Raw genomic sequence first — 23,868 nt, forward strand, 5'->3', positions numbered from 1 at the left:
TGTGCGCCAACGGACAGACGCCAGCATGTCACCCCGTCAGGCTGGTGATCGGCAGAACCAGAGCCGCACGTTCTGCCCTCTGCGTATCAGCAGGTGAAAACCTGCAGAGCGGCGCACCCCTTCGCCCAGCCCCACCGCTACCAGGCCGCTGGAATAGATGTGGCCGGTCAAGGAAATAATGCCCAGCATATGGATTCGCACACTGTCGCGCCTGCGCAGTTCAACTCAGCAGTTTGTCCCCGAACCCGCCCTGCGCGCCGAACTGTTTAGCGCCGAACAAATGGCCTGCCATGGCCATCAACTGGCCGAGCAGCATAAGCTCAGCCCGCGTTTGGCCTCCGGTGCACTGCTGACCCGCCTGGACGATAACGAAGCGCTGCTGGCGCGCAGCTGCGCCATGCTCACTGCCGTGCCGGTGGATACGCGCCGCGCCACCCCGGCGGCGGAGTGGCTGCTGGACAATTTCTACCTGATCGAAGAGCAGATTCGCACCGCGCGCAAGCACCTGCCCAAAGGCTACAGCCGAGAGCTGCCGCGCCTGGCCAATGGCCCCTCGGCTGGCTTGCCGCGGGTTTATGACATCGCCCTGGCAACCATTTCCCATGGCGACGGCCGGGTCGACAGCGAAAGCCTCAGCCGCTTCGTCGCGGCCTACCAATCGGTCGTACCGCTGACCCTTGGTGAGTTGTGGGCGATTCCGATCATGCTGCGCCTGGCCCTGATCGAGAACCTGCGCCGCATCGCCTCGCGGGTGATGGCCAACTGGGCGGATCGCAACCTGGCCAATGACTGGGCCGACACGATCTGCGAAATCGCCGAACAGGATGCCAAGAGCGTGGTGCTCAGCGTCGCCGACATGGCTCGCTCGCAACCGCCGATGAGCAGTTCCTTCGTCGCCGAACTGGCCAGGCGCCTGCAGGGGCAAAGCGCCGCGCTGATCCTGCCGCTGACCTGGATCGAGCAGATGCTCGGCGAAAACGGGCAGAACATTGAGCGCCTGGTACAGCTGGATACGCAGCAACAGGCGGCCGAACAGGTTTCCGTCAGCAACAGCATCAGCAGCCTGCGCCTGCTTACTGACAGCAACTGGCAGAGCTTTGTCGAGAGCATGAGCCGGGTTGAGCAGGTGTTCAACGAAGACCCGGCCGCCATCTACCCCAGCATGGATTTCGCCACCCGCGACCACTACCGGCATAAGGTCGAACGCCTGGCCAAGCACTGCGCCCATGGCGAAGAGCACGTCGCCCGCACGGCCATCGAAATGGCCGTCGCTGGCGAGGGCATTGGCGCTCACGTCGGCTTCTACCTGCAGGGTCCGGGGCTGGCTGCACTGGAGCAGCGCCTGGAGGCCCGCGTGCCCATTTGCGAGGCCTGGCAACGCCTGCTGCGCCGCGCCCCGCTGACCTTTTTCCTCACCCCCGCGCTAGTCCTCAGCGTGCTCTTGGCCTTGCCCTTCCTCGCCGTCGCGCGCCAGGCCGGCTTGAGCGACATCCTGCTGGTGCTGCTCTGCGCCCCCATCCTGCTGATGACCAGCTGCCTGGCCCTGGGCCTGGTGAACTGGCTGGTTACCCTGACCGTGACTCCGGATACCTTGCCGCGCCTGGACTACAGCGCCGGTATTCCCGAGCAGGCACGCACCCTGGTGGTGGTGCCGACGCTGATGGGCAGTGCGCGGGATATCGAGGAGCTGGTCGAAGGCTTGGAAGTGCGCTTTCTCGCCAACCGCGATGCCAACCTGCATTTCGCCCTGCTCACCGACTTTATGGATGCACCGAGCGAGGTGCTGGAGCAGGACGCCGCCTTGCTGCAGCTGGCCCGCCAGCTGATCGAGGCGCTCAACCACAAGTACCCGCACGTCACGGCCGAGCGCTTCTACCTGCTGCACCGCCCACGTCGCTGGAACCCAGCCGAAGGCGTGTGGATGGGCCATGAGCGCAAACGCGGCAAGCTCGCCGCGCTGAATGCCCTGCTGCGCGGCCACGGCCAGGAACACTTTGCCTTAATCGTCGGGGCTATCGCCGCGCTGCCGCGGGTGAATTACGTCATCACCCTGGACACCGACACCCAGCTGCCGCGCGATGTTGCCCGGCAGTTGGTCGGTGCCCTCGCCCACCCGCTCAACCATGCGGTGTTCAACCCCGAGGGGCGGCGCATTACCAGCGGCTACGCGATTCTCCAGCCGCGGGTCGGCATCAGCCTGCCAAGCAGCGCCCGTTCGGCCTATGCGCAGCTGTTTGGCAGCGACGCGGGAGTCGATCCCTATACCCGCGCCGTCTCCGATGTCTATCAGGACCTGTTTCAGCACGGCTCGTTTGTCGGCAAGGGCATCTACGCGGTGGATGCCTTCGAGCAGGCCCTCGAAGGCTGCTTCCCGGACAATCGTATCCTCAGCCACGACCTGATCGAAGGCTGCTACGCCCGCTCCGGCCTGCTCAGCGATGTGCAGCTGTATGAAGAACACCCGGCCCGCTACAGCGCCGACTGCAAACGCCGGCACCGCTGGATGCGCGGTGACTGGCAGTTGCTGCCATGGCTGCTGACCTGGACGCCGAAGTCCGAGGGCGGCATCGAGCGCAATCGTCTCAGTGCCCTGGCCCGCTGGAAAATCCTCGACAACCTGCGCCGCAGCCTGGAGCCGGCCGCCTTTCTGGCCATGCTGCTGTGGGGCTGGTTCAGCGTCGACCAGGCACTGCTCTGGACCCTGATGGTGCTCGGCCTGGTGTTGGCCCAGCCACTGCTCGCCGCCCTGCTGGAACTGCTGCGCAAACCCCATGACATCCCCCTCGGCCAGCACCTGCTGGTGACCCTGCGGACGGCCCTGGAGCATTTCAGCCGCGCCCTGCTCAGCCTGGTGTGGCTCCCCTTCGAGGCCCTGATCAGCCTGGACGCTATCGGCCGCAGCCTGTGGCGCATGCTGATCAGCCAGAAGCGCCTGCTGCAATGGAACCCCTCACGCGAAGTGGAACGCAGCAGCGGCAACGACCTCCCCGGCCTGTACCGGTTGATGTGGGTAGCACCGCTGACCGCACTGAGCTGCGCCGCCCTGCTGCTCAACACGCCGTTAGTGCTGGCGGTGGCCAGCCCACTGCTGCTGCTGTGGCTAAGCGGCCCGGCAATCGCCTGGCGGCTCAGCCGCTCGGTAGCACAGCAGGCATTCGCTCCATCCGCCGATGAGCTGCGCTTTCTGCGCAACCTGACGCGCAAGACCTGGGCCTTCTTCGATCAGCATGTCGGCCCGCTGGATAACTGGCTGCCGCCTGACAATATCCAGGAACAACCAAGCCTGGTGATCGCCCACCGCACCTCGCCGACCAATATGGGTATGGCGCTGCTGTCGCACCTGGCCGCCTACGACTTTGGCTACCTCAGCGCCGGCCGCCTGTTGGCGCGTCTCGATCAGTCGCTGAGCAGCATGAACAGCCTGGAGCGCCATCGCCGGCATTTCTTCAACTGGTACGACACCCAGTCGCTCAAACCCCTGATGCCACGCTACGTGTCCACCGTGGACAGCGGTAACCTGGCCGGCCTGCTGCTGACCCTGCGTCCGGGCCTGTTGGAGCTGGCCACGCAACCCCTGCTCAGCCCGCAGCTGTTTGCCGGTCTCGGCGATACCCTCGCGCTGCTGCGCGAAGCCCTGGCCAACGCGAGCCACGATACGGAGCCCCTGGCAGCGCTGCAGAGCGAGCTGGATGACGCCCAGGCGACTGCGCCGCACAGCCTGGAGGCGACCTGTCAGCGCCTGCAGCGGCTGCTCGAACATGCCCAGCAACTGCGCCAGACCCTGCAACCCGCAGCGGACAGCGACACCGAGCGCTGGCTGTTGGCCCTGCTGGCGCACTGCGATGACCTGCATAACGAGCTGAGCCTGTTCTGCCTGCCGCCCCTGGACGCCACCGAGCAACCCGCGCAAGCCACCTGGCAGCAGCTGAGCCAACTGGACAGCCAACAGTGGCCCGCCGCCAGCCAGGCCCGTGTGCAGCAAGTACAGCACTCTGCGAATGAACGTATCGCCACGGCCAAACGCCTCGCCAAGCTGACCTCGAGCATGGCGCAGATGGACTTCGGTTTTCTCTACGACCCCAGCCGCGATCTGTTCAGCATCGGCTACAACGCCGAAGAAAACCGCCTGGACAGCGCCTGTTACGACCTGCTGGCGTCCGAGGCGCGGTTGACCAACTTCGTGGTGATCGCCCAGGGCCAGTTGCCCCAGGAAGGCTGGTTCAGCCTCGGCCGTCTGCTGACCAGCAACCGCGGCGTACCGGTGCTGCTGTCCTGGACCGGTTCGATGTTCGAGTACCTGATGCCCATGCTGGTAATGCCCAACTATGCCGGCACCCTGCTCGACCAGACCTGTCGCGCCGCCGTGGCCCGGCAGATCGAGCACGGTAACCAGCTGGGCCTGCCCTGGGGTGTATCCGAATCCGGCTACAACACCCAGGACGCCCACTTCAACTACCAATACCGCGCCTTCGGCGTACCTGGCCTGGGTCTCAAGCGCGGCCTCGGCGAAGATATCGTGGTGGCTCCCTACGCCTCGGTCCTGGCCCTGATGGTCGACCCGCAAGCCGCCTGTAAGAACCTGCAGCGCCTGGCCACGATGGGCCTGGCCGGCACCTACGGCCTGCATGAAGCCATCGATTTCACCCCGGCGCGCCTGCCCCGGGGGCAAAACTCGGCGGTGGTCCATTCGTTTATGGCCCACCACCAGGGCATGAGTCTGCTGGCCCTGGCCTATGTACTGCTGGACCGGCCGATGCAAAGGCGTTTCGAGTCCGACCCGCAGTTCCAGGCCACCGCCCTGCTGCTGCAGGAGCGCATTCCGAAAACCGCCGCGCAGTACCTGCATGCCGCCCACTCACCTGCGGCCGACGCCGCCGCGCGGATCACCGAGACCAAGCTGCGGGTGTTCGCCGACCCGGGCCGTCGCCGTCCCGCCGTGCAGTTGCTGTCCAACGGTCACTATCACGTCATGCTCAGCAGCGCCGGTGGCGGCTACAGCCGCTGCAACGGCACCGCCGTGACGCGCTGGCGCGAAGACATCAGCCGCGATAACTGGGGCATGTTCTGCTACCTGCGCGATGTCAGCAGCGGCGATTTCTGGTCCGCTGCGTACCAGCCAACCCTGCGCCGCACGGCCAGCTACGAGGCGATCTTCACCGACGCCCGCGCGGAATTCCGGGTGCGCGAGCGCGACTTCGATGCCCATACCGAGATCGTCGTCTCCCCCGAGGACGATATCGAACTGCGCCGCCTGCATCTGACCAACCGCGCCCGGGTCCGCCGCACCCTGGAGCTCACCAGCTACGCCGAAGTGGTGCTCGCCGCGGCCGTGGCCGACGCCATGCATCCGGCCTTCAGCAAGCTGTTTGTGCAGACCGAACTGCTGCCGGAGCTGCAGGCGATTCTGTGCTCGCGGCGGCCGCGGTCCAGCGAGGAAAAAACACCCTGGATGTGCCACCTGCTGGCCGCCCATGGCGTGGATATCGACGCGATTTCCTACGAAACCGACCGCGCGCAGTTTATCGGCCGCGGCCGCAGCGTGGCCCATCCGGCCGCGCTGGATGCCGGCAGCGACAGCCTGTCCGGCAGCGCCGGCTCGGTACTCGACCCGATTGTCGCGATCCGTTGCCGGATCACCCTCGATCCGGGCCAGACCGCGGTTATCGACCTGGTCAGCGGCGTCAGCGAAAGCCGCGAAGGTTGCCTGCAACTGATCGACAAATACCGCGACCGCCATCTGGCCGACCGCGTCTTCGGCCTGGCCTGGACCCACAGCCAGGTGCTGCTGCGCCAACTCAACGCCTCCATGGCCGACGCCCGCCTGTTCGAGCAAATGGCCGCCTCGATCCTCTATGCCAATGCTGCGCTACGCGCCGATGCCAGCGTGCTGGCCAGCAACCAGCGCAACCAGTCCGACCTCTGGGGCCAGGCAATTTCCGGCGACCTGCCCATCGTTCTGGTACAGATCGCCGACCCGGCCAATATCGAGCTGGTGCGGCAACTGGTGCAGGCTCACGCCTACTGGCGGCAGAAAGGTCTGGCGGTGGATCTGGTGATCTGGAACGAAGACCAGGTCGGCTACCGCCAGCACCTGCAGGACCTGATCATGGCCCTGGTGACCTCCGGCAGCGAAGCCCATCTGGTCGATCGACCCGGTGGCATCTTCGTCCGCCCGGCCCAGCAACTGTCCAACGAAGACCGCCTGCTGATGCTCGCCGTGGCGCGCCTGGTGCTCAGCGACAGCAACGGCAGTCTGGCCGAGCAGGTGCATCAACGCTCCAGCGAACCGGCGCTGCCGCGCTTCGATGCCAGCCAGATGCGCACTCCGCAAGCGCGGCCGGCCAACACGCCAGTCCGCGACCCAGCGCTGCAACTGGGCAACCCCTACGGCGGTTTCAGCGCCGACGGCAGCGAATATGTGATCCACCTGGGCCATGGCCTGAGTACTCCGGCACCCTGGTCCAATGTGCTGGCCAACCCGCACTTCGGCACGGTTATCAGCGAAAGCGGTGGAGCCTATACCTGGAGCGAAAACGCCCATGAATACCGCCTGACGCCCTGGCATAACGAGCCGGTCGGCGACGCCAGCGACGAGGCCCTGTACCTGCGCGACGACGAAACCGGGCAGTTCTGGTCGCCCACCCCGCTACCGCGCCCCGGCACGGGCAGCTATACCACCCGTCACGGCTTTGGCTACAGCGTCTTCGAGCACGATGAAGGCGGTATCCATAGCGAGCTGCGGGTCTATGTGGCGCTGGATGCCTCGATCAAGTTCTCGCGTCTGAAAGTGCGCAACCACTCCGGCCGCCCCCGGCGGCTGTCGGCCACCGGTTACGTGGCCTGGGTACTCGGCGACCTGCGCGAAAAATCGGCCATGCATGTGGTTACCGAACAGGACCCGGTCAGCGGCGCACTGTTCGCCCGCAACGCTTACTCCATCGACTTCCCCGGCCGCGTGGCGTTTTTCGATGTCGACACGCCGGTGCGCAGCGTCAGCGGCGACCGTAGCGAGTTTCTCGGCCGCAACGGCAACCTGAATGCCCCGGCGGCGATGGCCAGGCCATACCTGTCAGGCCGCACCGGCGGTGGCCTGGACCCCTGCGCGGCGATCCAGGTCGCCTTTGAGCTGGCCGAAGGTGCCAGCCACGAAGTGATCTTCCGCCTCGGTGCCGGCCACGATGCCAAGGCCGCACTGCAGCTGGCCCAGCGCTTTCACGGAGCCAGTGCCGCCAGCCGCGCGCTGGACGAGGTAACGGCGCACTGGCGCGAGACCCTCGGTGCGATCCAGATCAAGACCCCGGAACCGGCCATCGATGTGCTGGCCAACGGCTGGCTGATGTACCAGGTGATCGCCAGTCGCTTCTGGGCTCGCAGCGGCTACTACCAGTCCGGCGGGGCCTTTGGCTTTCGCGACCAGCTGCAGGACAGCATGGCGATGATCCATGCCAGCCCGGCGGCCAGCCGCCAGCACCTGTTGCTGTGCGCGGCCCATCAGTTCAGCGAGGGTGATGTGCAGCACTGGTGGCATCCGCCGCTGGACCGCGGCGTGCGCACCGGCTGCTCCGACGACTACCTGTGGCTGCCCCTGGCCACCAGCCGTTATGTGCGCATCACCGGCGATTACAGCGTGCTCGACGAATCGGTGAACTATATCGAGGGCCGCGCGCTGCATGCCGGCGAAGAGTCCTACTTCGACCTGCCGCAACGTTCGCCGCTGCAGGAAAGTCTCTACCGTCACTGCGTACGTGCCATCGAACACGGCATGGCGCGCGGGGCCCATGGTCTGCCACTGATCGGCCACGGCGACTGGAACGACGGCATGAACCGCGTCGGCGAACAGGGCCGCGGTGAAAGCGTGTGGCTGGGTTTCTTCCTCTTCGAGGTGCTCCAGCAGTTCGCCGACACCGCCCTGATCCAGGGTGACCCGGTATTTTCCCAACGCTGCAGCGAACAGGCCGCCAGCTTGCGCACCAGCCTGGAGCAACACGGCTGGGACGGTGCCTGGTACCGCCGCGCCTACTTCGACGACGGCACGCCGCTGGGCTCGGCCGCTAACGAGGAATGCCGCATCGACTCCATCGCCCAGAGCTGGTCGGTACTCTCCGGCGCAGCCGCGCCTGAACGTCAGCGCAGCGCCATGGACGCCCTGGAGAAACATCTGCTGCGCCGCGACGTCGGTCTGGTGCAACTGCTCGAACCGCCCTTCGACAAGGGGGCCTTAGACCCCGGTTATATCAAGGGTTATGTGCCCGGCGTGCGCGAGAACGGCGGCCAGTACACCCACGCCGCCGTGTGGGCGAGCATGGCCTTCGCCGGCCTGGGCGACAGCGCACGGGCCTGGGAGCTGCTGCGCATGATCAACCCGGTCAGCCATGGCAGCGCGCAGAGCATCGAGCAGTACAAGGTCGAGCCCTATGTGGTGGCCGCTGATGTCTATGGCGTGGCCCCCCATGCCGGGCGCGGCGGCTGGAGCTGGTACACCGGCGCGGCCGGCTGGATGTACCGCTTGATCGTCGAGTCGCTGCTCGGTTTGCAGCGCACCGGCAGTAGTCTGCGCCTGCAGCCCGTATTGCCGGCAGACTGGCCGGGCTACAGCCTGGACTACCGCTTCGGCAGCACGTTGTACCGCATCGAGGTGATCCAGCAGGTCGATGCGCCTGCCTCGCTGTCGCTAAACGGTGTGCCGCTGGCAGATACGCAGATCCCGCTTGTCGACGACGGCGGCGAACATCGCGTCGAGCTGCGCTGCCAGCCGGGTTAAGGGGGGCGCCGCGATGGCTTAACGCATCGCGGCGACGCTGGCCAATCTGCCTGCAACGGTTACAGTAGCCATCTGGGCCGCGCGCAATGCAAACGCGGCAATAGCCGAGGAACTTGCGCGTGGATGCCATGGATAAACCCGAACCGATCAGCGACGCAACCATCCTGGCCTATATGCAGCGCCAGCTGGGTTCCGGCCGGGTCAAGCCCGCGGTGTTGGTGCCGCTGGCTCAGAAAGCCTTTGCCGAGGCCAGCCATGAGCAGCTTGTGCGCTGCTTCAACCAGCTGGATTCGGCTCTGTTCAAGCGCTGACGTTTATAGCCAGTACTCCCATACCCGTGCCAACCACTCCTTGACGCGCACCTGCAAGCCGCGATCCTGCCAGGCCTGCAGGCTGATCTCGCGGGATTTGTCCAGGTCGGCCTGAAACACCTCGCGCATCTGCTCGCCAAACTCCGGCCCCAGTACCACCGCATTGACCTCCTGGTTATGCAGGAAGCTGCGCCAGTCGAGATTGGTCGAGCCCACCGTGGACCAGACCCCGTCAATCACTGCGGTCTTTACATGCAACAGGGCATCGTCGCGCTCGTACAGACGCACCCCGGCCTCCAGCAATTCCTCGTAATAGGCCCGCCCGGCATGGAACACCAGCCAGGAATCGGTACGGCTGGGCAGGATCAGACGCACATCTACGCCATGCCCCACGGCTTCCTTGAGGGTGGTGAGCAGTTGCGGGTCAGGGACGAAGTAGGCGTTGGTCAGCCAGATTTCGCTCTGGGCGCTGCGCAGGGCGGAAATCAGGGTGACGTAGATCAGGCTGTAGGGTTCTTCCGGAGAGCTGCCAATGGCCCGCACCACCGCATTGCCGCGCTGCTCCAGCGGCGGAAAATAGTGGCGCGTGCTGAGTTTCGGGCCCTTCTGCCCGGTCCAGGTGCCGATAAACAGCTTCTGCAATTCCGCCACCACCGGGCCCTCGAGGCGCAGGTGGGTGTCGCGCCAGGGCAAGTCGCCGGAGATCGGCGGCTGTTCGCCGAGATGGGGCGAGCTGCCGGAATAGACACTGCTGATATTGACCCCACCAAGAAAGGCGATGCGCCCATCGATCACCAGCAGCTTGCGGTGGTCGCGCTGATTGACCTGCCAGCCCGCCTTGGCCGTCAGCGGATTAACCGGGTTGAACTCGACGATCTGTACCCCGGCATCGCTCATCCGGGTAAAGAAGGCTGCGGCCGTACCCAGGGTGCCGACGCTGTCACGGATCAGATGGACCTGTACCCCGGCCTGCTGCCTGGCGATCAGAGCATCGGCAAAACGCTGACCGATCTCGTCATCGTCGAAGATATAGCTCTCCATATTGATATGGTCCCGCGCTTCGCCAATCGCTTCGATCATCGACTGGTAGGTGGCGGAACCATCCTGCAGCAGCTCGACCCGATTGCCCGCCGTCAACGGGCTGCCGACTATGGCCTGCTCGACGGCCAGGTGCAGGTCGAAGATATTGGTCTCCACACCCGACGCCTTGAGCTTGTCGATAATGGCCTGGCTGCGCGCCGCCGACAGCGGCCCGCCTGGGCCGGTGAGGCGCACCGGTGCATCGCTATGGGCCATGTCCGGCACTAGGGTCGGCAGGCTGCTGCAGGCCGACAGTGGGCCAAAGGCCAAAGGCAGAATGAGTATTGCTATCCAGCGGGAGAGCGGCATGCCCTATCCTCGGCAGGTGGCGAATGATCCTGGTGCCACAGGTTGCGCCCGGGGCGCATGCAGGCGCGGATGAGTCCCTCCGCAGACTAGCAATTGCGCGCATCGCGTCGGTGCGCTGGCGCACCAACGACCTATTGCAGAACATGGCACACACCACGATCAGTACTACTACAGACAACAAGATGCGGACAAATGTGCCCGGGCCGCATCCTGGGGTTGATCGCCCACTCGCTAGCCATCATCCTTGCCTTCGCCCTGCCGCTGGCTCAGCCCACGGCGACACTAAAGCCTTACGCCACTGCCGGCGTGCCATGGAGATTCGGATGACTCGCCCCACCCCTCTGACCACGCTGCTGGCCCTGATCGCCGCGGCCTGTTTCGTCATGCTCGGCTCGGCCCTGGTGCTGCAGCACCAGTTCGGCTGGGAGCCCTGCACCCTGTGCGTGCAAATCCGTCTATGGCTGGTCTGTGGCGGGGTTGTCAGTCTTTTGCTACTGGCCTGCGAGGCGCTCGGCCTGCGCTGGCTGAGCCTGGCGCTATGGCCTCTGCTGCTGGCAGCAGGGGCAATGGCCGTCTACGATAACAGTCACCTGCTGCTGATCGAGACCGGCGTGTTGGAAAGTTTCAGCTGCTCGCCCTTCCCTTTTTATGCCTTCCAGCTGCCGCTGCATGATTACCTGCCCGAGGTGTTTATGAGCGCCGGGGTGTGCGGGCAGAACGACTACAACATCCTCGGCGTGCCTTTTACCGCCTGGACCTGGCTCAGCCTGACGCTGCTGATGGGCTTAATCCTGTTCAGTGCCTGGCGGGCACTGCGTCAGGGACGCTAGACCAGCGGATTACCGCTGATAAATGCATGGATAACGGCGGTAATCCGCCAGCCAGTATGACCTGGCGCACAGCTGAATAACGCCGGCCTGGGCCCCGCCGGCCAATCCAGACTCTGGCATAGGCATTGCGAGTGTCTGGCGTTATTGCGCTGCCCTGGTCCTGCCCGAATACCGGGCAGGCGGCGCGAATTCCCCATAAGAATAAAAGGACACGCCATGCTCAAGTCGATAGCCGCAGTCGCGGCAAGCACCCTGTTGCTGCTCTCTGCCCAGCTCCATGCCGCCAGCGAGACGGGGCCAATTCTGATCAAGTTCGCCCATGTGGTCGCCGACAACACCCCCAAGGGCCAGGGTGCGCTGCTGTTTCAGAAGCTTGCAGAAGAGCGCCTGGGCGGCAAGGTCAAGGTTGAGGTCTACCCCAACTCCAGCCTGTACGGCGATGCCAACGAACTCGAAGCCCTGGCCAACAATGAAGTGCAGCTACTGGCACCGTCGCTGGCCAAGTTCGAGAAATACACCAAGCAGCTGCAGGTATTCGACCTGCCCTTCCTGTTCGATGATCTGGACGCGGTCAATCGCTTCCAGAAGCGCGCCAAGGGCCGCCAGTTGCTGCGTTCCATGGAAGATCACAACATCGTCGGCCTGGCTTATTGGCACAACGGCATGAAGCAGCTGTCGGCCAACAAGGCCCTGCTGGTACCGGGCGACGCGGCCGGTTTGACGTTCCGTATCCAGCCTTCCAGCGTGCTCGAAGCGCAGTTTAACCAGCTCGGTGCAACGCCTCTGATACTGCCCTTTGCCGAAGTCTTCGAGGCGCTGAAAAGCGGCAAGGTGCAGGGTGCGGAAAACCCCTGGTCGAATATCTACAGCAAGCAGCTGCATAGCGTGCAGCCCTTTATCACCGAGACCAACCACGGCGTGCTCGACTATATGCTGGTGAGCAATCCGCGCTTCTGGTACGGCATCCCGCACCAGGTCCGCGTAGAGCTGGAAGGCATTATCGACGAGGTCACCTACGAGGTGAACCGCCAGGCCGAAGCGGCCAACCAGGCCGACCGCGACCGCATAGCCGCTGCAGCCGGCACTCAGGTCATCACCCTGAGCGAGGAACAGCGCGACGCCTGGCGTCAGGCCATGCAGCCGGTGTGGCAGCAGTTCGAGACGGCTATCGGGCGCGATGTGATCAAGGCCGCGCAAACGGTTAACCGCAACAAGCGCGACTAGCTGGCCGGCCTGACCGTAGGGTGCGCCGTGCGCACCAAGCCCCCAAGCCTGAGCTGATGCGCGCAGCGCACCCTACTGCTCCCGCTGCCAACCACCACCCAGCGCCGCGATCAACTGCACGCTGGCGGTCAAACGGCTGCCCAGCAGGCTGAGGTTGGTACGTTCGTTGTTCAGCGCCGTGGCCTGTACGTTGACCACGCTGTTGAAGTCCACAGTACCGGCGCGGTACTGGTTTTCGATCAGACGCAGGGATTCGCGGGCGGCGTCCAGCGCCTCCTGCTGGATCACGGCTTCCTGTTGCAGCACGCGCAGTTGCACCAGGGTGTCCTCCACCTCGCGGAAGCTGTCGAGCACCGCTTGGCGGTATTGCGCCACGGTCTGATCGTAAGCCGCTTCGCTGCGTTCCAGCTCGGCGCTGCGCGCGCCACCATCGAACAAGGTCAGGGCCAACTGCGGGCCGAGGGACCAGAAGCGGTTGGGCAGATCGATCCAGTCGGCAAAGCTGCTGCCGCGGTAGCCGCCGCTGGCGGAAATGCTCAAATCCGGGTACCAGGCGGCTTCGGCAACACCAATATCGGCGTTGGCGGCTATTACCCGGCGCTCGGCGGCAGCCACATCTGGGCGACGCTCCAGCAGTTGCGACGGCAAGGCCACAGGGATTTCCGGCAGCGCGGGCAATTGCTCGCGCACGGCGATGCTGAGTTCGCTGGGCGGCACGCCGATCAGCACGGCAATCGCATGTTCCAGCTGAGCGCGCTGCCATTTCAGGTCGATGGCCTGGGCCTGGGTGCTTTTCAACTGGGTCAGCGCCTGGCTGACATCGGATTTCGGCACGATGCCGGCGTTGTACTGCTTTTCCGTGAGCTTCAGCGAACGGGCGTAGGCCGCGACTGTGGCATCGAGCAGACGCTGCTGATCATCCAGCACGCGCAGTTGCAGGTAGTTCTGCACCAGTTCGGCCTGCAGGCTGAGCTTTAGCGCGGCCAGATCGGCGGCGCTGGCCTCGAAGCCGGCGCGGCTGGATTCCAGCGAGCGGCGCAGCTTGCCCCAGATATCCAGTTCCCAGGCGGCATTCAGGCTGAGGTCATAGCTGGTAGAGACGCCGCTGCTGTTCGAGTTGGTGGCGCTGGACGTGCTCTGGCTGCCAGTGCCTTGCCCGCTGCGGCTGGCCCCCGCGCTGCTCGATAGACTCGGGTAGAACGCTGCTCGCGCGCCGCGCACCAAAGCGCGGGCCTGGCGATACTGCGCCTCGCTAGCGGCCAGGTTCTGATTGGAGACATTCAGCCGCTCGACCAGGGTATTTAGCTCGCTGTCGCCATACAGCTGCCACCAGCTGCCGCGTTCCAGCACATCGCCGGGCTTGGCCTGGGTCCAGCCTTCAATCTGCTTGAACTGCGCCGGGGTTTGCAGCTGCGGGCGCTGATAATCCGGGCCGATGGTGCAGCCGCCTAACAGCAGGCTGAGAGTAAGCAGCCCCATGTAGGAGCGGGCCATGCCCGCGAATGGCTTCGCTACGGAAAAAGTTTCGCGAGCATGGCTCGCTCCTACGGGTGTTGGCAGCAGAGTCATAGCGGGGTTTCCAGAGCAGCGTCAGTGCGCACGCCACGCCAACGGTTGACCCGGTGGCGCAGGCGGTCGAAATACAGGTAGATCACCGGCGTGGTGTAGAGGGTCAGCAGCTGGCTCAGTACCAGCCCGCCGACAATGGTGATGCCCAGTGGTTGGCGCATTTCCGAGCCTTCGGCGCTGCTGAGCATCAGCGGCAGTGCGCCGAGAATCGCCGCCAGGGTGGTCATCATGATCGGCCTGAAGCGCAGCAGGCAGGCCTGGCGGATAGATTCCTCCGGACTCAGGTGCTGCTGGCGTTCCAGCTGCAGCGCCAGGTCGATCATCAGAATCGCGTTCTTCTTGACGATGCCGATCAGCAAAAACAGACCAAGCAGCGAGATCAGGCTGAATTCGATGCTCATCAGCTGCAGCGCAAGTAGCGCGCCGACCCCGGCCGAGGGCAAGGTGGATAGAATGGTCAGTGGGTGGATATAGCTCTCGTACAACACGCCGAGGACGATATACACCACCACCAGGGCCAGCAGGATCATCCACGGCTGGTTCTGCTGAGTCTGCTGAAAGGCGCCGCCGGTGCCGCCGAGCATGCCCTGTACTTCAGTCGGTAAACCGACCCGGGCAACGGCGTTGTTGATCGCCGCGCTGGCCTGATCCAGGCTGACTCCTTCGGCCAGGGCGAAGCCGATATTTTCTGCGGCGAACTGGCCCTGGTGATGCACACGGTCTTCTTCCAGGCTGCGCTCCCAGCGGGCGAAACTGGACAACGGCACCCGCGCGCCCTCGGCGGTGATCAGCTGAATCTGGTCGAGGGTTTCCGGGTACTGAGCGAACTGCGGGTTGATCTCCATCACCACGCTGTACTGATTCAGGCTGTCGTAGATGGTCGACACCTGGCGCTGGCTAAAGGCGTTATTCAGCACGGCGGTGATCATGTTCATATCCACGCCCAAGCGCTTGGCCATGTCGCGGTCGACCACCAGACGGATCTGCTGGGTGCCTTCGGCCTCCTTGGCGTCGATATCGGTCAGCTCCGGCAGGGCGCGCAGCGCTTCGCGTACCGGTGGCAGCCACTTGCGCAATTCGTCGAGATCGCCGGACAGCAGCATGTATTCGTTTTCTGAGCTACGCCCTTCCCGCCCGCCGATCTGCAGGTCCTGATCAGGCATCAGGAACATGCGTCCGCCCGGCACTTTTGGTACCGACTGGCGTAGGCGGTTGATCACATCCTGGGCGCTGGCATTACGCTCGGATACCGGCTTGAAGCGCACGATCATAAAGGCGTTGTTGATCCCGCCGCTGCCACCGATAAACCCGGCCACGCTGTCCACCGCCGGGTCAGCCAGCACTGCGCGGCGGAAGATTTCCATCTTCGGCTGCATCACCTGAAACGACAGGCCGTCATCGCCACGGATCATGCCGATCAGCTGGCCGGTGTCCTGCTGCGGCATAAAGGTTTTCGGCACGCTGACAAACAGAAAGATATTCAGCGCGATGGTCGCCAGCAGGCTAAACAGCATCAGCAAGGAATGCTTCAGCGCCCAGTCCAAACCACGCGCGTAAAACGCCAGCACGCGCGTCTGCACGGCCCCGCCCCAACGCTGCATGGCGCTGGGCTTGTGCTCGGCGGTTTCAGCCTTGAGCCAGCGCGCGCAGAGCATCGGCGTCAGGGTCAGCGACACCAGCAGGGAAATCACGATGGCCACGGCCAGGGTGATGGAAAACTCGCGGAACAGCCGCTCGACGATACCGCCCATAAACAGAATCGAGATAAACACCGCGACCAGCGACAGGTTCATCGCCAGCAAGGTGAAGCCCACCTCCCGCGCGCCCTTGAAGGCCGCCGCCATAGGCGTTTCGCCGGCCTCGATATGCCGCGAGATGTTTTCCAGCACGACGATGGCATCGTCCACCACCAGGCCGGTGGCGATAATCAGCGCCATCAGCGACAGGTTGTTCAGGGAAAAATCCAGCAGGTACATCACCGCAAAGGTGCCGACCAGCGACACCGGTACGGCCAGGGCCGGAATCAGCGCCGCGCGCCAGCGACCGAGAAAGGCGAACACCACCAGAATCACCAGCACCACGGCGATCAGCAGGGTTTGCTCGGCCTCATGCAGAGTGGCGCGAATCACCGGCGAGCGGTCCATCGCCACTTCCAGTTCGATACTGGCGGGAATCACCGCCCGCAAGGCCGGCAGTTGCTCGCGAATGCCGGCGATGGTTTCGATGATATTGGCCCCGGTCTGGCGGTTGATTACCAGCAGCACCGCCTGCTCATCGTTGAAGAAGCCGCTGTTGTAGCGGTCCTCAACGCCATCGGTAACGCTCGCCACATCGCCCAGGCGCACGGCTGCGCCGTCCTGATAGCGAATGATCAGCGGCAGGTAATCGGCGGCTTTTTCCAGTTGATCACTGGCCTGTACCTGCCAGTGCCGCTCGGCATCTTCCACCGCGCCTTTCGGCCGCTTGGCGTTGGCGGCACTGATGCTTTGGCGCACTTCGTCCAAGGCGATGCCGTACTGATCGAGCAGACGCGGCTCCAGGGCCACGCGCACGGCGGGCAAGGAGCTGCCGCCAATTTGCACTTCGCCGACGCCGGTTACCTGGGCGAGCTTCTGCGCCAGGATGGTCGAGGCGACGTCGTATAGCTGGCCCTTGTTGAGCACATCGCTGGTCAGCGACAGCACCATGATCGGCGCCTGCGACGGGTTGACCTTGCGGTAGGTGGGCATGCTGCGCATGCCGCTGGGCAGCAGCTCGCGTGAGGCATTGATCGCCGCCTGCACCTCGCGAGCGGCGGCGTTGATGTCTCGGTCCAGGTCGAACTGGATCATGATCCGCGTGTTGCCCTGGCTGCTGCGGCTGTTCATCTGGCTGATGCCGGCGATGGTGCCAAGCGAGCGCTCCAACGGCGTGGCCACGCTGGAAGCCATGATCTGCGGGCTGGCCCCCGGCAGGCTGGCCTGCACGGTGATGGTGGGGAAATCCATCTGCGGCAGCGGCGCTACTGGCAGCAGACCGAAGCTGACGCCGCCGAGCAGTAGAATCGCCAGGCTCAGCAACAGTGTGGCCACCGGCCGGCGAATAAAGGGGCCGGAGAGGTTCATGGGTTGACCACAAGCCCGGCCGCACTACGCCCACTGACCCGCCGCGACAGGCGATCGAAGTACAGGTAGATCACCGGTGTAGTGAACAGCGTAAGGATCTGGCTCAGCAGCAGCCCGCCGACCATCACCAACCCCAACGGCTGGCGCAGCTCGGCCCCGGAGCCGGTGGCGAGCATCAGCGGGATCGCGCCAAACAGTGCGGCCAAGGTAGTCATCAAAATCGGCCTAAAGCGCAGCAGCGCCGCCTGGTAGATCGCCGCTTCCGGCTGCATGCCCTGGTTGCGTTCGGCGTCGAGGGCGAAGTCGATCATCATGATCGCGTTCTTCTTGACGATGCCGATCAGCAAGATGATGCCGATGATCGCGATCAACCCCAGCTCGTTGCCGCTGATCAGCAACGCCAGCAGCGCGCCGACACCCGCCGAGGGTAAGGTGGAGAGAATGGTGATCGGGTGGATATAGCTCTCGTAGAGCACGCCAAGCACGATGTACATGGTGACGATGGCCGCGAGAATTAGCAGCAAGGTGCTCGACAAGGACGCACGGAAGGCTTCTGCCGCGCCCTGGAAGCGCGTCTGCACCGCCGGCGGAATACCGATCTCCTGCTCGATCCGCTCGATCACCGCCACCGCCTCGCCCAGCGATACGCCGCTGGCCAGGTTGAATGACAGGGTAGCCGCGGGGAATTGGCCGATATGGTTGATCAGCAGGCTGGCGGCGCGCTCCTCGACCTGGGCCAGGGTCGATAGCGCGACCTGTTGACCATCGGCGGCCTCGACGTGAATCTGCCGCAGCGCGGCCGGGCCGATGCTGCCGGCATTCTCGCTTTCCAGCACCACGCGATACTGGCTGGCCTGGGTGTAGATGGTGGAAATCTGCCGCTGACCGAAGGCGTCGTACAGCGCGTTGTCGATATCGGCGATGCTTACGCCGAGGCGCCCGGCCATATCGCGGTCGATCTGCAGAAACACCTGCAGGCCCCGGTTCTGCAGATCGCTGGCCACGTCAGTCAGCTCCGGCTGCTCGCGCAGCGCGCTGACCAGCTTGGGCACCCACTCTTCCAGCAGGCCGATATCCGGCGACTCCATGCTGAACTGGAACTGCGTGCGGCTGACCCGATCCTCGATGGACAGGTCCTGCACCGGCTGCAGATACAGCTCTATACCGGGAATCCGCGCCAGCTCCGGGCGCAGCCGTTCGATGATCTGGCTGGCACTGACATCGCGCTCGGCCCGTGGCGTCAGGTTGATCAGCAGGCGGCCGCTATTGAGCGTGGGGTTATCACCGTCCACGCCGATATAGGACGACAGGCTGGCCACGGCCGGGTCCTGCAGAATCACTTCGGCTAGGCGCTGTTGACGCTCGCTCATGGCGCGGAAGGAAATCGACTGCGGCGCTTCGGAAATGCCCTGGATCACCCCGGTGTCCTGCACTGGGAAGAAGCCCTTGGGCACGGCCAGGTACAGCAGCACAGTCAGCGCCAGGGTGCCAATGGCCACCAGCAGGGTCAGCGGTTGATGCTTGAGCACCCAGGTCAGCCACACGCCGTAGCGGGCGATCATGCCGTCGATCACTGCCCCGGCGGCGCGGTAGAAACGCCCTTCTACCTCGGGCTTTTCTGCCTTGAGCAAGCGCGCGCACATCATCGGCGTCAGGGTCAGCGACACCACCAGGGAAATCAGAATGGCCACCGCCAGGGTGATAGCGAATTCGCGGAACAAGCGCCCCACCACGTCGGCCATAAACAGCAGCGGAATCAGTACCGCGATCAGCGAAATAGTCAGCGACACCAGGGTAAAGCCGATCTGCCGCGCGCCTTTTAGCGCCGCATTTAGCGGGGTTTCACCCTCTTCCAGATGACGGGCGATGTTCTCCAGCATGACGATGGCATCGTCCACCACAAAGCCGGTGGCGATGGTCAGAGCCATCAGGGTCAGATTGTTGATGGTGAAGCCGGCCAGGTACATCACTCCGAAGGTGCCGATCAGCGACAGCGGCACGACGATGGACGGGATGATGGTCGCCGACACCTTGCGCAGAAACAGGAAGGTCACCAGCACCACCAGGGCGATGGCCAACAACAGCTCATGCTGCACGCCCTTGACCGCCGCGCGGATGGTTTCGGTGCGGTCGGTCAGCACGCTGACCTCGACGCTGGCCGGTAGGCCCTGGGTCAGGTTGGGCAGCAGCGTCTGAATACTGTCGACCACATCAATCACGTTGGCACCGGGCTGACGCTGCACATTGACCAGTACCGCTTCGTTGCGGTTGGCCCAGGCAGCCAGGCGCTGGTTTTCCGCGCCGTCGATAATTTCGGCGACATCCTTCAGGCGCAGTGTGGCGCCGTTCTGGTAGTCGAGGATCAGTTCGCGGTATTCGTCGACAGATTTCAGCTGGTCATTGGCATCCAGCTGCGACACCCGGGTCGGGCCGTCGAAGTTGCCCTTGGGCTGGTTGACGTTGCTGGCGGTGATCAGCGTGCGCACATCGCTGAGGTTCAAGCCATAGGAAGCCAGCGCTTCCGGGTTGACCCGGATACGCACCGCCGGGCGCTGGCCACCAGCCAGGGTGACCAGGCCGACGCCGCTGGTTTGCGCCAGCTTCTGCGCCAGGCGGGTGTCGACCAGGTCGAACACCTGCGGCAGCGGCATGGTTTTCGAGCTGATGGCCAGAGTCAGCACCGGGGTGTCGGCCGGGTTGACCTTGTTGTACACCGGCGGTGCCGGCAGGTCGCTGGGCAGCAGGTTGCTCGCGCCATTGATCGCCGCCTGCACTTCCTGCTCGGCGACATCCAGCTTCACCTCCAGGTTAAAGCGCAGGGTAATCACCGACGCGCCGCCCGAACTGGTCGAAGACATCTGTTTGAGCCCGGCCATCTGGCCGAACTGACGCTCCAGCGGCGCGGTAACCGCGCTGGTCATCACATCCGGGCTGGCACCGGGATAGAGGGTCATCACCCGAATGGTCGGGTAATCCACTTCCGGCAGTGCCGAAACGGGCAGCAGACGATAGGCGATCAGCCCGCTCAGAAAGATCGCCAGCATGATCAGCGTGGTGGCGACCGGACGCAGGATAAACAGGCGGGAGGCGTTCATTGGACGCGCGGCGCTCCCTTGCGCTCAGGCGTGGCTGGTTCGGCCTGGGCGGCAACCGGCTTGTCGTCTATCACTTCAACCTGATTGCCCGAGCGCAGGCGATCGGTGCCCTCCAGCACCAGGCGATCACCCACTTCAAGGCCCTGCTCGACCACGCTGAGCAGGCCGTCGCTGGCACCAACGCTGATCGGCGTCAGCTGCACCTTGTTTTCTGCGTCCACCACATAGGCGAAGGTGCCGCTGGCACCAAACTGCAGCGCGGCGGCCGACATCAGGGTGACGTTCTGCAGGGTTTTTACCCGCAGACGCACGTTGACGAACTGGTTGGGAAAGAGCATTTCCTCTGCATTGGCAAAGCGTGCCTTGAGCTTGACCGTGCCCGTGGCGGTATCGATCAGGTTGTCGACGCTCTCCAGCTCGCCTTCGGCCAGTTTGAGTTTTTCACTGCGGTCCCAGGCCTCGACCGCGAGGGTTTCGCCTGCGCGCAGTTGCTGCACCACTGCCGGCAACTCGGCTTCGGGCAGGGTAAACATCACGGCAATCGGCAGGGTCTGGGTAATTACCACCAGCGGCAGTGCATCGCCGGAGCTAACCAGGTTGCCGACATCGGCCTGACGAATGCCCAGACGGCCGGTAATAGGTGCGCGAATCTGGGTGAAATCGAGGTTCAGCCTTGCGGTGGCGACATCCGCCTGCAGACTCTTGATGCCACCGCGGTACTGGTTGACCAGGGACTCCTGGGTGTCGAGGGTCTGCTTGGCAATCGAGTCTTCGGCATACAAGCCGCGGTAACGCGCCAGGTCCAGCTCGGCATTGCGCAGTTGCGCCTGGCTTTCCTGCAGCGCGCCCTGGGCTTGCTGCAAGGCGATTTCATAAGAACGCGGGTCAATAACCGCAAGCAGATCGCCGGCCTTGACCGGCTGACCATCCTTGAACAGCAGCTTGACCAGTTCACCCTCTACCCGGCCGCGCACATTTACCGTGTTATAGGCCGTAACGGTGCCCAGGGCCTTGAGCTCAACCGGGAAATCGCCCTGGCTGACAGCCGCCACGCGCACCGGCACCGGCCCGCCATCCCGCCAGCGCCCACCACCCTGGGGCGACTCCGGCGGGCTGGGCCAGAACCACCACAGCAGTACGGCGAGAACAGCCAGCGCGAGTGAGCCGAGCAGCCATTGGCGCGACAGGTTGCGAGGACGGGTGGTGAACTGTGTATCAGGCATGGCGACGATCACTTCCTTGGGGAGCGTGAACGATATGCAGTATCAGCCGGACTGCAAAGCCTCTTTACCGCCTATTTACCTTTTCCTTACGTAACTAAATGTCTGATCCACAAATGAAAAGTGCTTCATTAACAGATGGCAGAGCACAGAAAATTGTCGGGAACAATTTTCAACGTCGCGTAGCGACGGCCCGCAGGGTGGCCGCCAGGGATGGCAGGCCATAAACAAAAACGGCCTGCAAGGCAGGCCGTTGAACAATCATTGAGCGGGGTTACTTAAGCACGGCAATCGCAGCGGCGTAGTCCGGCTCGTCAGCGATTTCGCTGACCAGCTCGCTGTGCAGCACCTTGTCGTGTTCATCCAGCACCACTACGGCGCGGGCGGCTACACCCACCAGCGGGCCGGAGGCGATGGCAACGCCGTAGTCATTGAGGAACTCGGAACCGCGCATGGTCGACAGGTTGATCACGTTCTCCAGGCCTTCCGCGCCGCAGAAGCGTGCCTGGGCAAACGGCAGATCGGCGGAGATACACAGCACCACGGTGTTGGCCAGCTTGCTCGCACCGGCGTTGAAGGTACGCACCGAAGTAGCGCAGGTTGGGGTGTCAACGCTGGGGAAAATGTTCAGGACTTTGCGCTTGCCAGCCAGGCTGGCCAGGCTGACATCGGCCAGACCGGTGCCGACCAGGCTGAAGGACGGCGCTTGCTGACCAGCTTGCGGCAATTGACCGGTCACTTCGACCGGGGAACCTTTAAGGGTGACGTGTGCCATGGAATAGATCCTTCTGTGCAGATTGGGGACGGTAAACAAGTAAGGGCGCGAGCTTGGCAAATGGCAAGTCTCGCGCCCGTAACGGCCCACGATATTAACTGACCAGCGGGTCAGGCTGTAGCTTTTAGCACACCCAGCTGGGCTTTTTTCGCGAAGTGTTCCTTGGTCAGCTTGACCACAATCGGGCTAAGCAGCAGCAAGGACAGCAGGTTAGGAATAGCCATCAGACCGTTGAGGGTATCGGCCACCAACCAGGCGAAGTCCAGCTGGGCAATCGCACCGAACGGCACCGCCAGCACCCAGAGGATGCGGAACGGCAGAATCGCCTTGGTGCCGACCATATATTCCCAGCATTTCTCGCCGAAGTAGCTCCAGCCGAGGATGGTGGTAAAGGCGAACACCACCAGGGCGACCGTCAGAATATAACCACCGACGCCTGGCATGGCCTGTTCGAAGGCGGCCGCCGACAGTGCCGCGCCGCTAACACCGCTGGTCCACACGCCGGAGGTGATGATCGCCAGGCCAGTCATCGAGCAGATGATGATGGTGTCGATAAAGGTCCCGAGCATGCCGATCATCCCCGAACGTACCGGGCTGTTGGTGGTACCGGCCGCCTGAGCGATACCGGCAGTACCCAGACCTGCTTCGTTGGAGAAGATACCGCGGGCCACACCGAAGCGAATCGCTGCCATAACCGCCGCACCGGCAAAACCACCGGTGGCAGCAATCGGGGTAAAGGCGTAGGTGAAGATCATTTCAAAGGCCGCCGGGATTTCCGCGGCATTGACCACCAGCACCACCATGGCGGCGATGATGTAGGCCACACACATAAAGGGCACCAGGGTCGCTGCGACCTTACCGATACGCTTGATGCCACCGAGGATCACCATACCGACGAAGAGCATGGTGACCAGACCGGTCAGCCACAGCGGAATATTGAAGGTGGTTTGCAGGGCTGCAGCCATGCTGTTGACCTGCACCATGTTGCCGATGCCGAAGCCGGCGAAACCGCCGAAGATGGCGAAGGCAGTGCCCAGCCACAGCCACTTCTTGCCCAGGCCGTTCTTGATGGCGTACATCGGCCCGCCGACGTGCTCGCCGCGGTCGTCCTTCTCGCGGTAATGCACTGCCAGTACCACTTCGCAGTACTTGGTGGCCATACCCACCAGCGCGGTGCACCACATCCAGAACAGTGCGCCCGGGCCGCCGAGGAAAATCGCGGTGGCCACACCGGCGATATTACCGGTACCGACGGTGGCGGCCAGGCAGGTCATCAGCGCCTGGAATGGGCTGATCTCGCCACTCTCGGCGTCGTCTTTCTTGCGGCCCTGCCACATCAGCTTGAAGCCTGCGCCGATCTTGGTCAGCGGCATAAATTTCAGGCGCAGCATGAGGAACAGACCGGTGCCGAGAATCAGAACCAGCATGGGCGGGCCCCAGACCACGCCATTGAGTTGATTGACCAGGGTGTTGATGAATTCCATGTGGGTTTCCTTATTCTTGTAGTGAGCGCGAGGTGGGTACCCTTCGCTTGCGCGACCGCCGGATAGGCGCTGTTGCAGTGCGGTTAACCCCTCAGGTGGGCGTTAA

The 23,868-nt window shown here is 63.9% G+C and carries 11 protein-coding genes; 4 read left to right on the top strand and 7 right to left on the bottom strand.

Annotation, left to right across the window (positions count from 1 at the left end; genetic code table 11):
* The first annotated feature begins 178 nt into the window (after nucleotides 1-178).
* A complete protein-coding gene (locus VMP31_RS21605; RefSeq protein ID WP_325509759.1) occupies nucleotides 179-8,761 on the top strand; it encodes a GH36-type glycosyl hydrolase domain-containing protein in 8,583 nt (2,860 codons plus the stop codon).
* Nucleotides 8,762-8,889: 128 nt separating this feature from the next.
* Nucleotides 8,890-9,072 (top strand): hypothetical protein, encoded by a 183-nt coding sequence (locus VMP31_RS21610; RefSeq protein ID WP_325509760.1) that lies wholly within the window; start codon nucleotides 8,890-8,892, stop codon nucleotides 9,070-9,072.
* A gap of 3 nt (nucleotides 9,073-9,075) precedes the next feature.
* Here VMP31_RS21610 and cls read toward each other — a convergent pair whose 3' ends face one another.
* Nucleotides 9,076-10,461, bottom strand: coding sequence for a cardiolipin synthase (gene cls, locus VMP31_RS21615; RefSeq protein ID WP_325509761.1), 1,386 nt, complete (start codon nucleotides 10,459-10,461; stop codon nucleotides 9,076-9,078).
* A gap of 323 nt (nucleotides 10,462-10,784) precedes the next feature.
* Here cls and VMP31_RS21620 point away from each other — a divergent pair, with 323 nt between their 5' ends.
* Together VMP31_RS21620 and VMP31_RS21625 are read left to right on the top strand one after the other, a co-directional pair.
* A complete protein-coding gene (locus VMP31_RS21620) occupies nucleotides 10,785-11,291 on the top strand; it encodes a disulfide bond formation protein B (protein ID WP_325509762.1) in 507 nt (168 codons plus the stop codon).
* Between the two features lie 216 nt (nucleotides 11,292-11,507).
* Nucleotides 11,508-12,515, top strand: coding sequence for a TRAP transporter substrate-binding protein (locus tag VMP31_RS21625; RefSeq protein WP_325509763.1), 1,008 nt, complete (start codon nucleotides 11,508-11,510; stop codon nucleotides 12,513-12,515).
* A 72-nt stretch (nucleotides 12,516-12,587) separates the two neighbouring features.
* On the opposite strand, the gene VMP31_RS21630 is transcribed toward VMP31_RS21625, so the two are convergent.
* The 6 genes from VMP31_RS21630 to VMP31_RS21655 all read right to left on the bottom strand — a co-directional run bounded on the left by VMP31_RS21630 (nucleotide 12,588) and on the right by VMP31_RS21655 (nucleotide 23,762).
* Entirely contained in the window at nucleotides 12,588-14,009 is a 1,422-nt protein-coding gene (locus VMP31_RS21630) for an efflux transporter outer membrane subunit (RefSeq protein ID WP_325509764.1), read from the bottom strand.
* Nucleotides 14,010-14,080: 71 nt separating this feature from the next.
* Nucleotides 14,081-17,188 carry a multidrug efflux RND transporter permease subunit gene (locus VMP31_RS21635; protein WP_325509765.1) on the bottom strand — a complete coding sequence of 1,036 codons (3,108 nt, stop codon included), beginning with the start codon at nucleotides 17,186-17,188 and terminating at the stop codon, nucleotides 14,081-14,083.
* A complete protein-coding gene (locus VMP31_RS21640; RefSeq protein WP_325509766.1) occupies nucleotides 17,185-20,283 on the bottom strand; it encodes an MdtB/MuxB family multidrug efflux RND transporter permease subunit in 3,099 nt (1,032 codons plus the stop codon). Before VMP31_RS21640 ends, VMP31_RS21635 begins: the two co-directional genes overlap by 4 nt.
* On the bottom strand, nucleotides 20,280-21,506 hold the full coding sequence (locus VMP31_RS21645) for an MdtA/MuxA family multidrug efflux RND transporter periplasmic adaptor subunit (protein WP_325509767.1): 1,227 nt from the start codon (nucleotides 21,504-21,506) through the stop codon (nucleotides 20,280-20,282). Before VMP31_RS21645 ends, VMP31_RS21640 begins: the two co-directional genes overlap by 4 nt.
* Before the next feature lie 271 nt (nucleotides 21,507-21,777).
* Nucleotides 21,778-22,278: a thiol peroxidase gene (gene tpx / locus VMP31_RS21650; RefSeq protein ID WP_325509768.1), complete on the bottom strand. Its 501-nt coding sequence runs from the start codon at nucleotides 22,276-22,278 to the stop codon at nucleotides 21,778-21,780.
* 110 nt (nucleotides 22,279-22,388) lie between these two features.
* Nucleotides 22,389-23,762 carry a sodium:alanine symporter family protein gene (locus VMP31_RS21655; RefSeq protein ID WP_325509769.1) on the bottom strand — a complete coding sequence of 458 codons (1,374 nt, stop codon included), beginning with the start codon at nucleotides 23,760-23,762 and terminating at the stop codon, nucleotides 22,389-22,391.
* Nucleotides 23,763-23,868 lie beyond the last annotated feature (106 nt).

Source organism: Pseudomonas sp. (genome assembly GCF_035512415.1).
GTDB lineage: Bacteria > Pseudomonadota > Gammaproteobacteria > Pseudomonadales > Pseudomonadaceae > Aquipseudomonas.

What these genes read in the sequence shown, in the direction of transcription:
- VMP31_RS21655 (WP_325509769.1), bottom strand. Translation starts at nt 23,762, where the DNA reads ATGGAATTCATCAACACCCTGGTCAATCAACTCAATGGCGTGGTCTGG.
- VMP31_RS21610 (WP_325509760.1), top strand. Translation starts at nt 8,890, where the DNA reads ATGGATAAACCCGAACCGATCAGCGACGCAACCATCCTGGCCTATATG.
- cls (WP_325509761.1), bottom strand. Translation starts at nt 10,461, where the DNA reads ATGCCGCTCTCCCGCTGGATAGCAATACTCATTCTGCCTTTGGCCTTT.
- tpx (WP_325509768.1), bottom strand. Translation starts at nt 22,278, where the DNA reads ATGGCACACGTCACCCTTAAAGGTTCCCCGGTCGAAGTGACCGGTCAA.
- VMP31_RS21625 (WP_325509763.1), top strand. Translation starts at nt 11,508, where the DNA reads ATGCTCAAGTCGATAGCCGCAGTCGCGGCAAGCACCCTGTTGCTGCTC.
- VMP31_RS21635 (WP_325509765.1), bottom strand. Translation starts at nt 17,188, where the DNA reads ATGAACCTCTCCGGCCCCTTTATTCGCCGGCCGGTGGCCACACTGTTG.
- VMP31_RS21640 (WP_325509766.1), bottom strand. Translation starts at nt 20,283, where the DNA reads ATGAACGCCTCCCGCCTGTTTATCCTGCGTCCGGTCGCCACCACGCTG.
- VMP31_RS21630 (WP_325509764.1), bottom strand. Translation starts at nt 14,009, where the DNA reads ATGGCCCGCTCCTACATGGGGCTGCTTACTCTCAGCCTGCTGTTAGGC.
- VMP31_RS21645 (WP_325509767.1), bottom strand. Translation starts at nt 21,506, where the DNA reads ATGCCTGATACACAGTTCACCACCCGTCCTCGCAACCTGTCGCGCCAA.
- VMP31_RS21605 (WP_325509759.1), top strand. Translation starts at nt 179, where the DNA reads ATGCCCAGCATATGGATTCGCACACTGTCGCGCCTGCGCAGTTCAACT.
- VMP31_RS21620 (WP_325509762.1), top strand. Translation starts at nt 10,785, where the DNA reads ATGACTCGCCCCACCCCTCTGACCACGCTGCTGGCCCTGATCGCCGCG.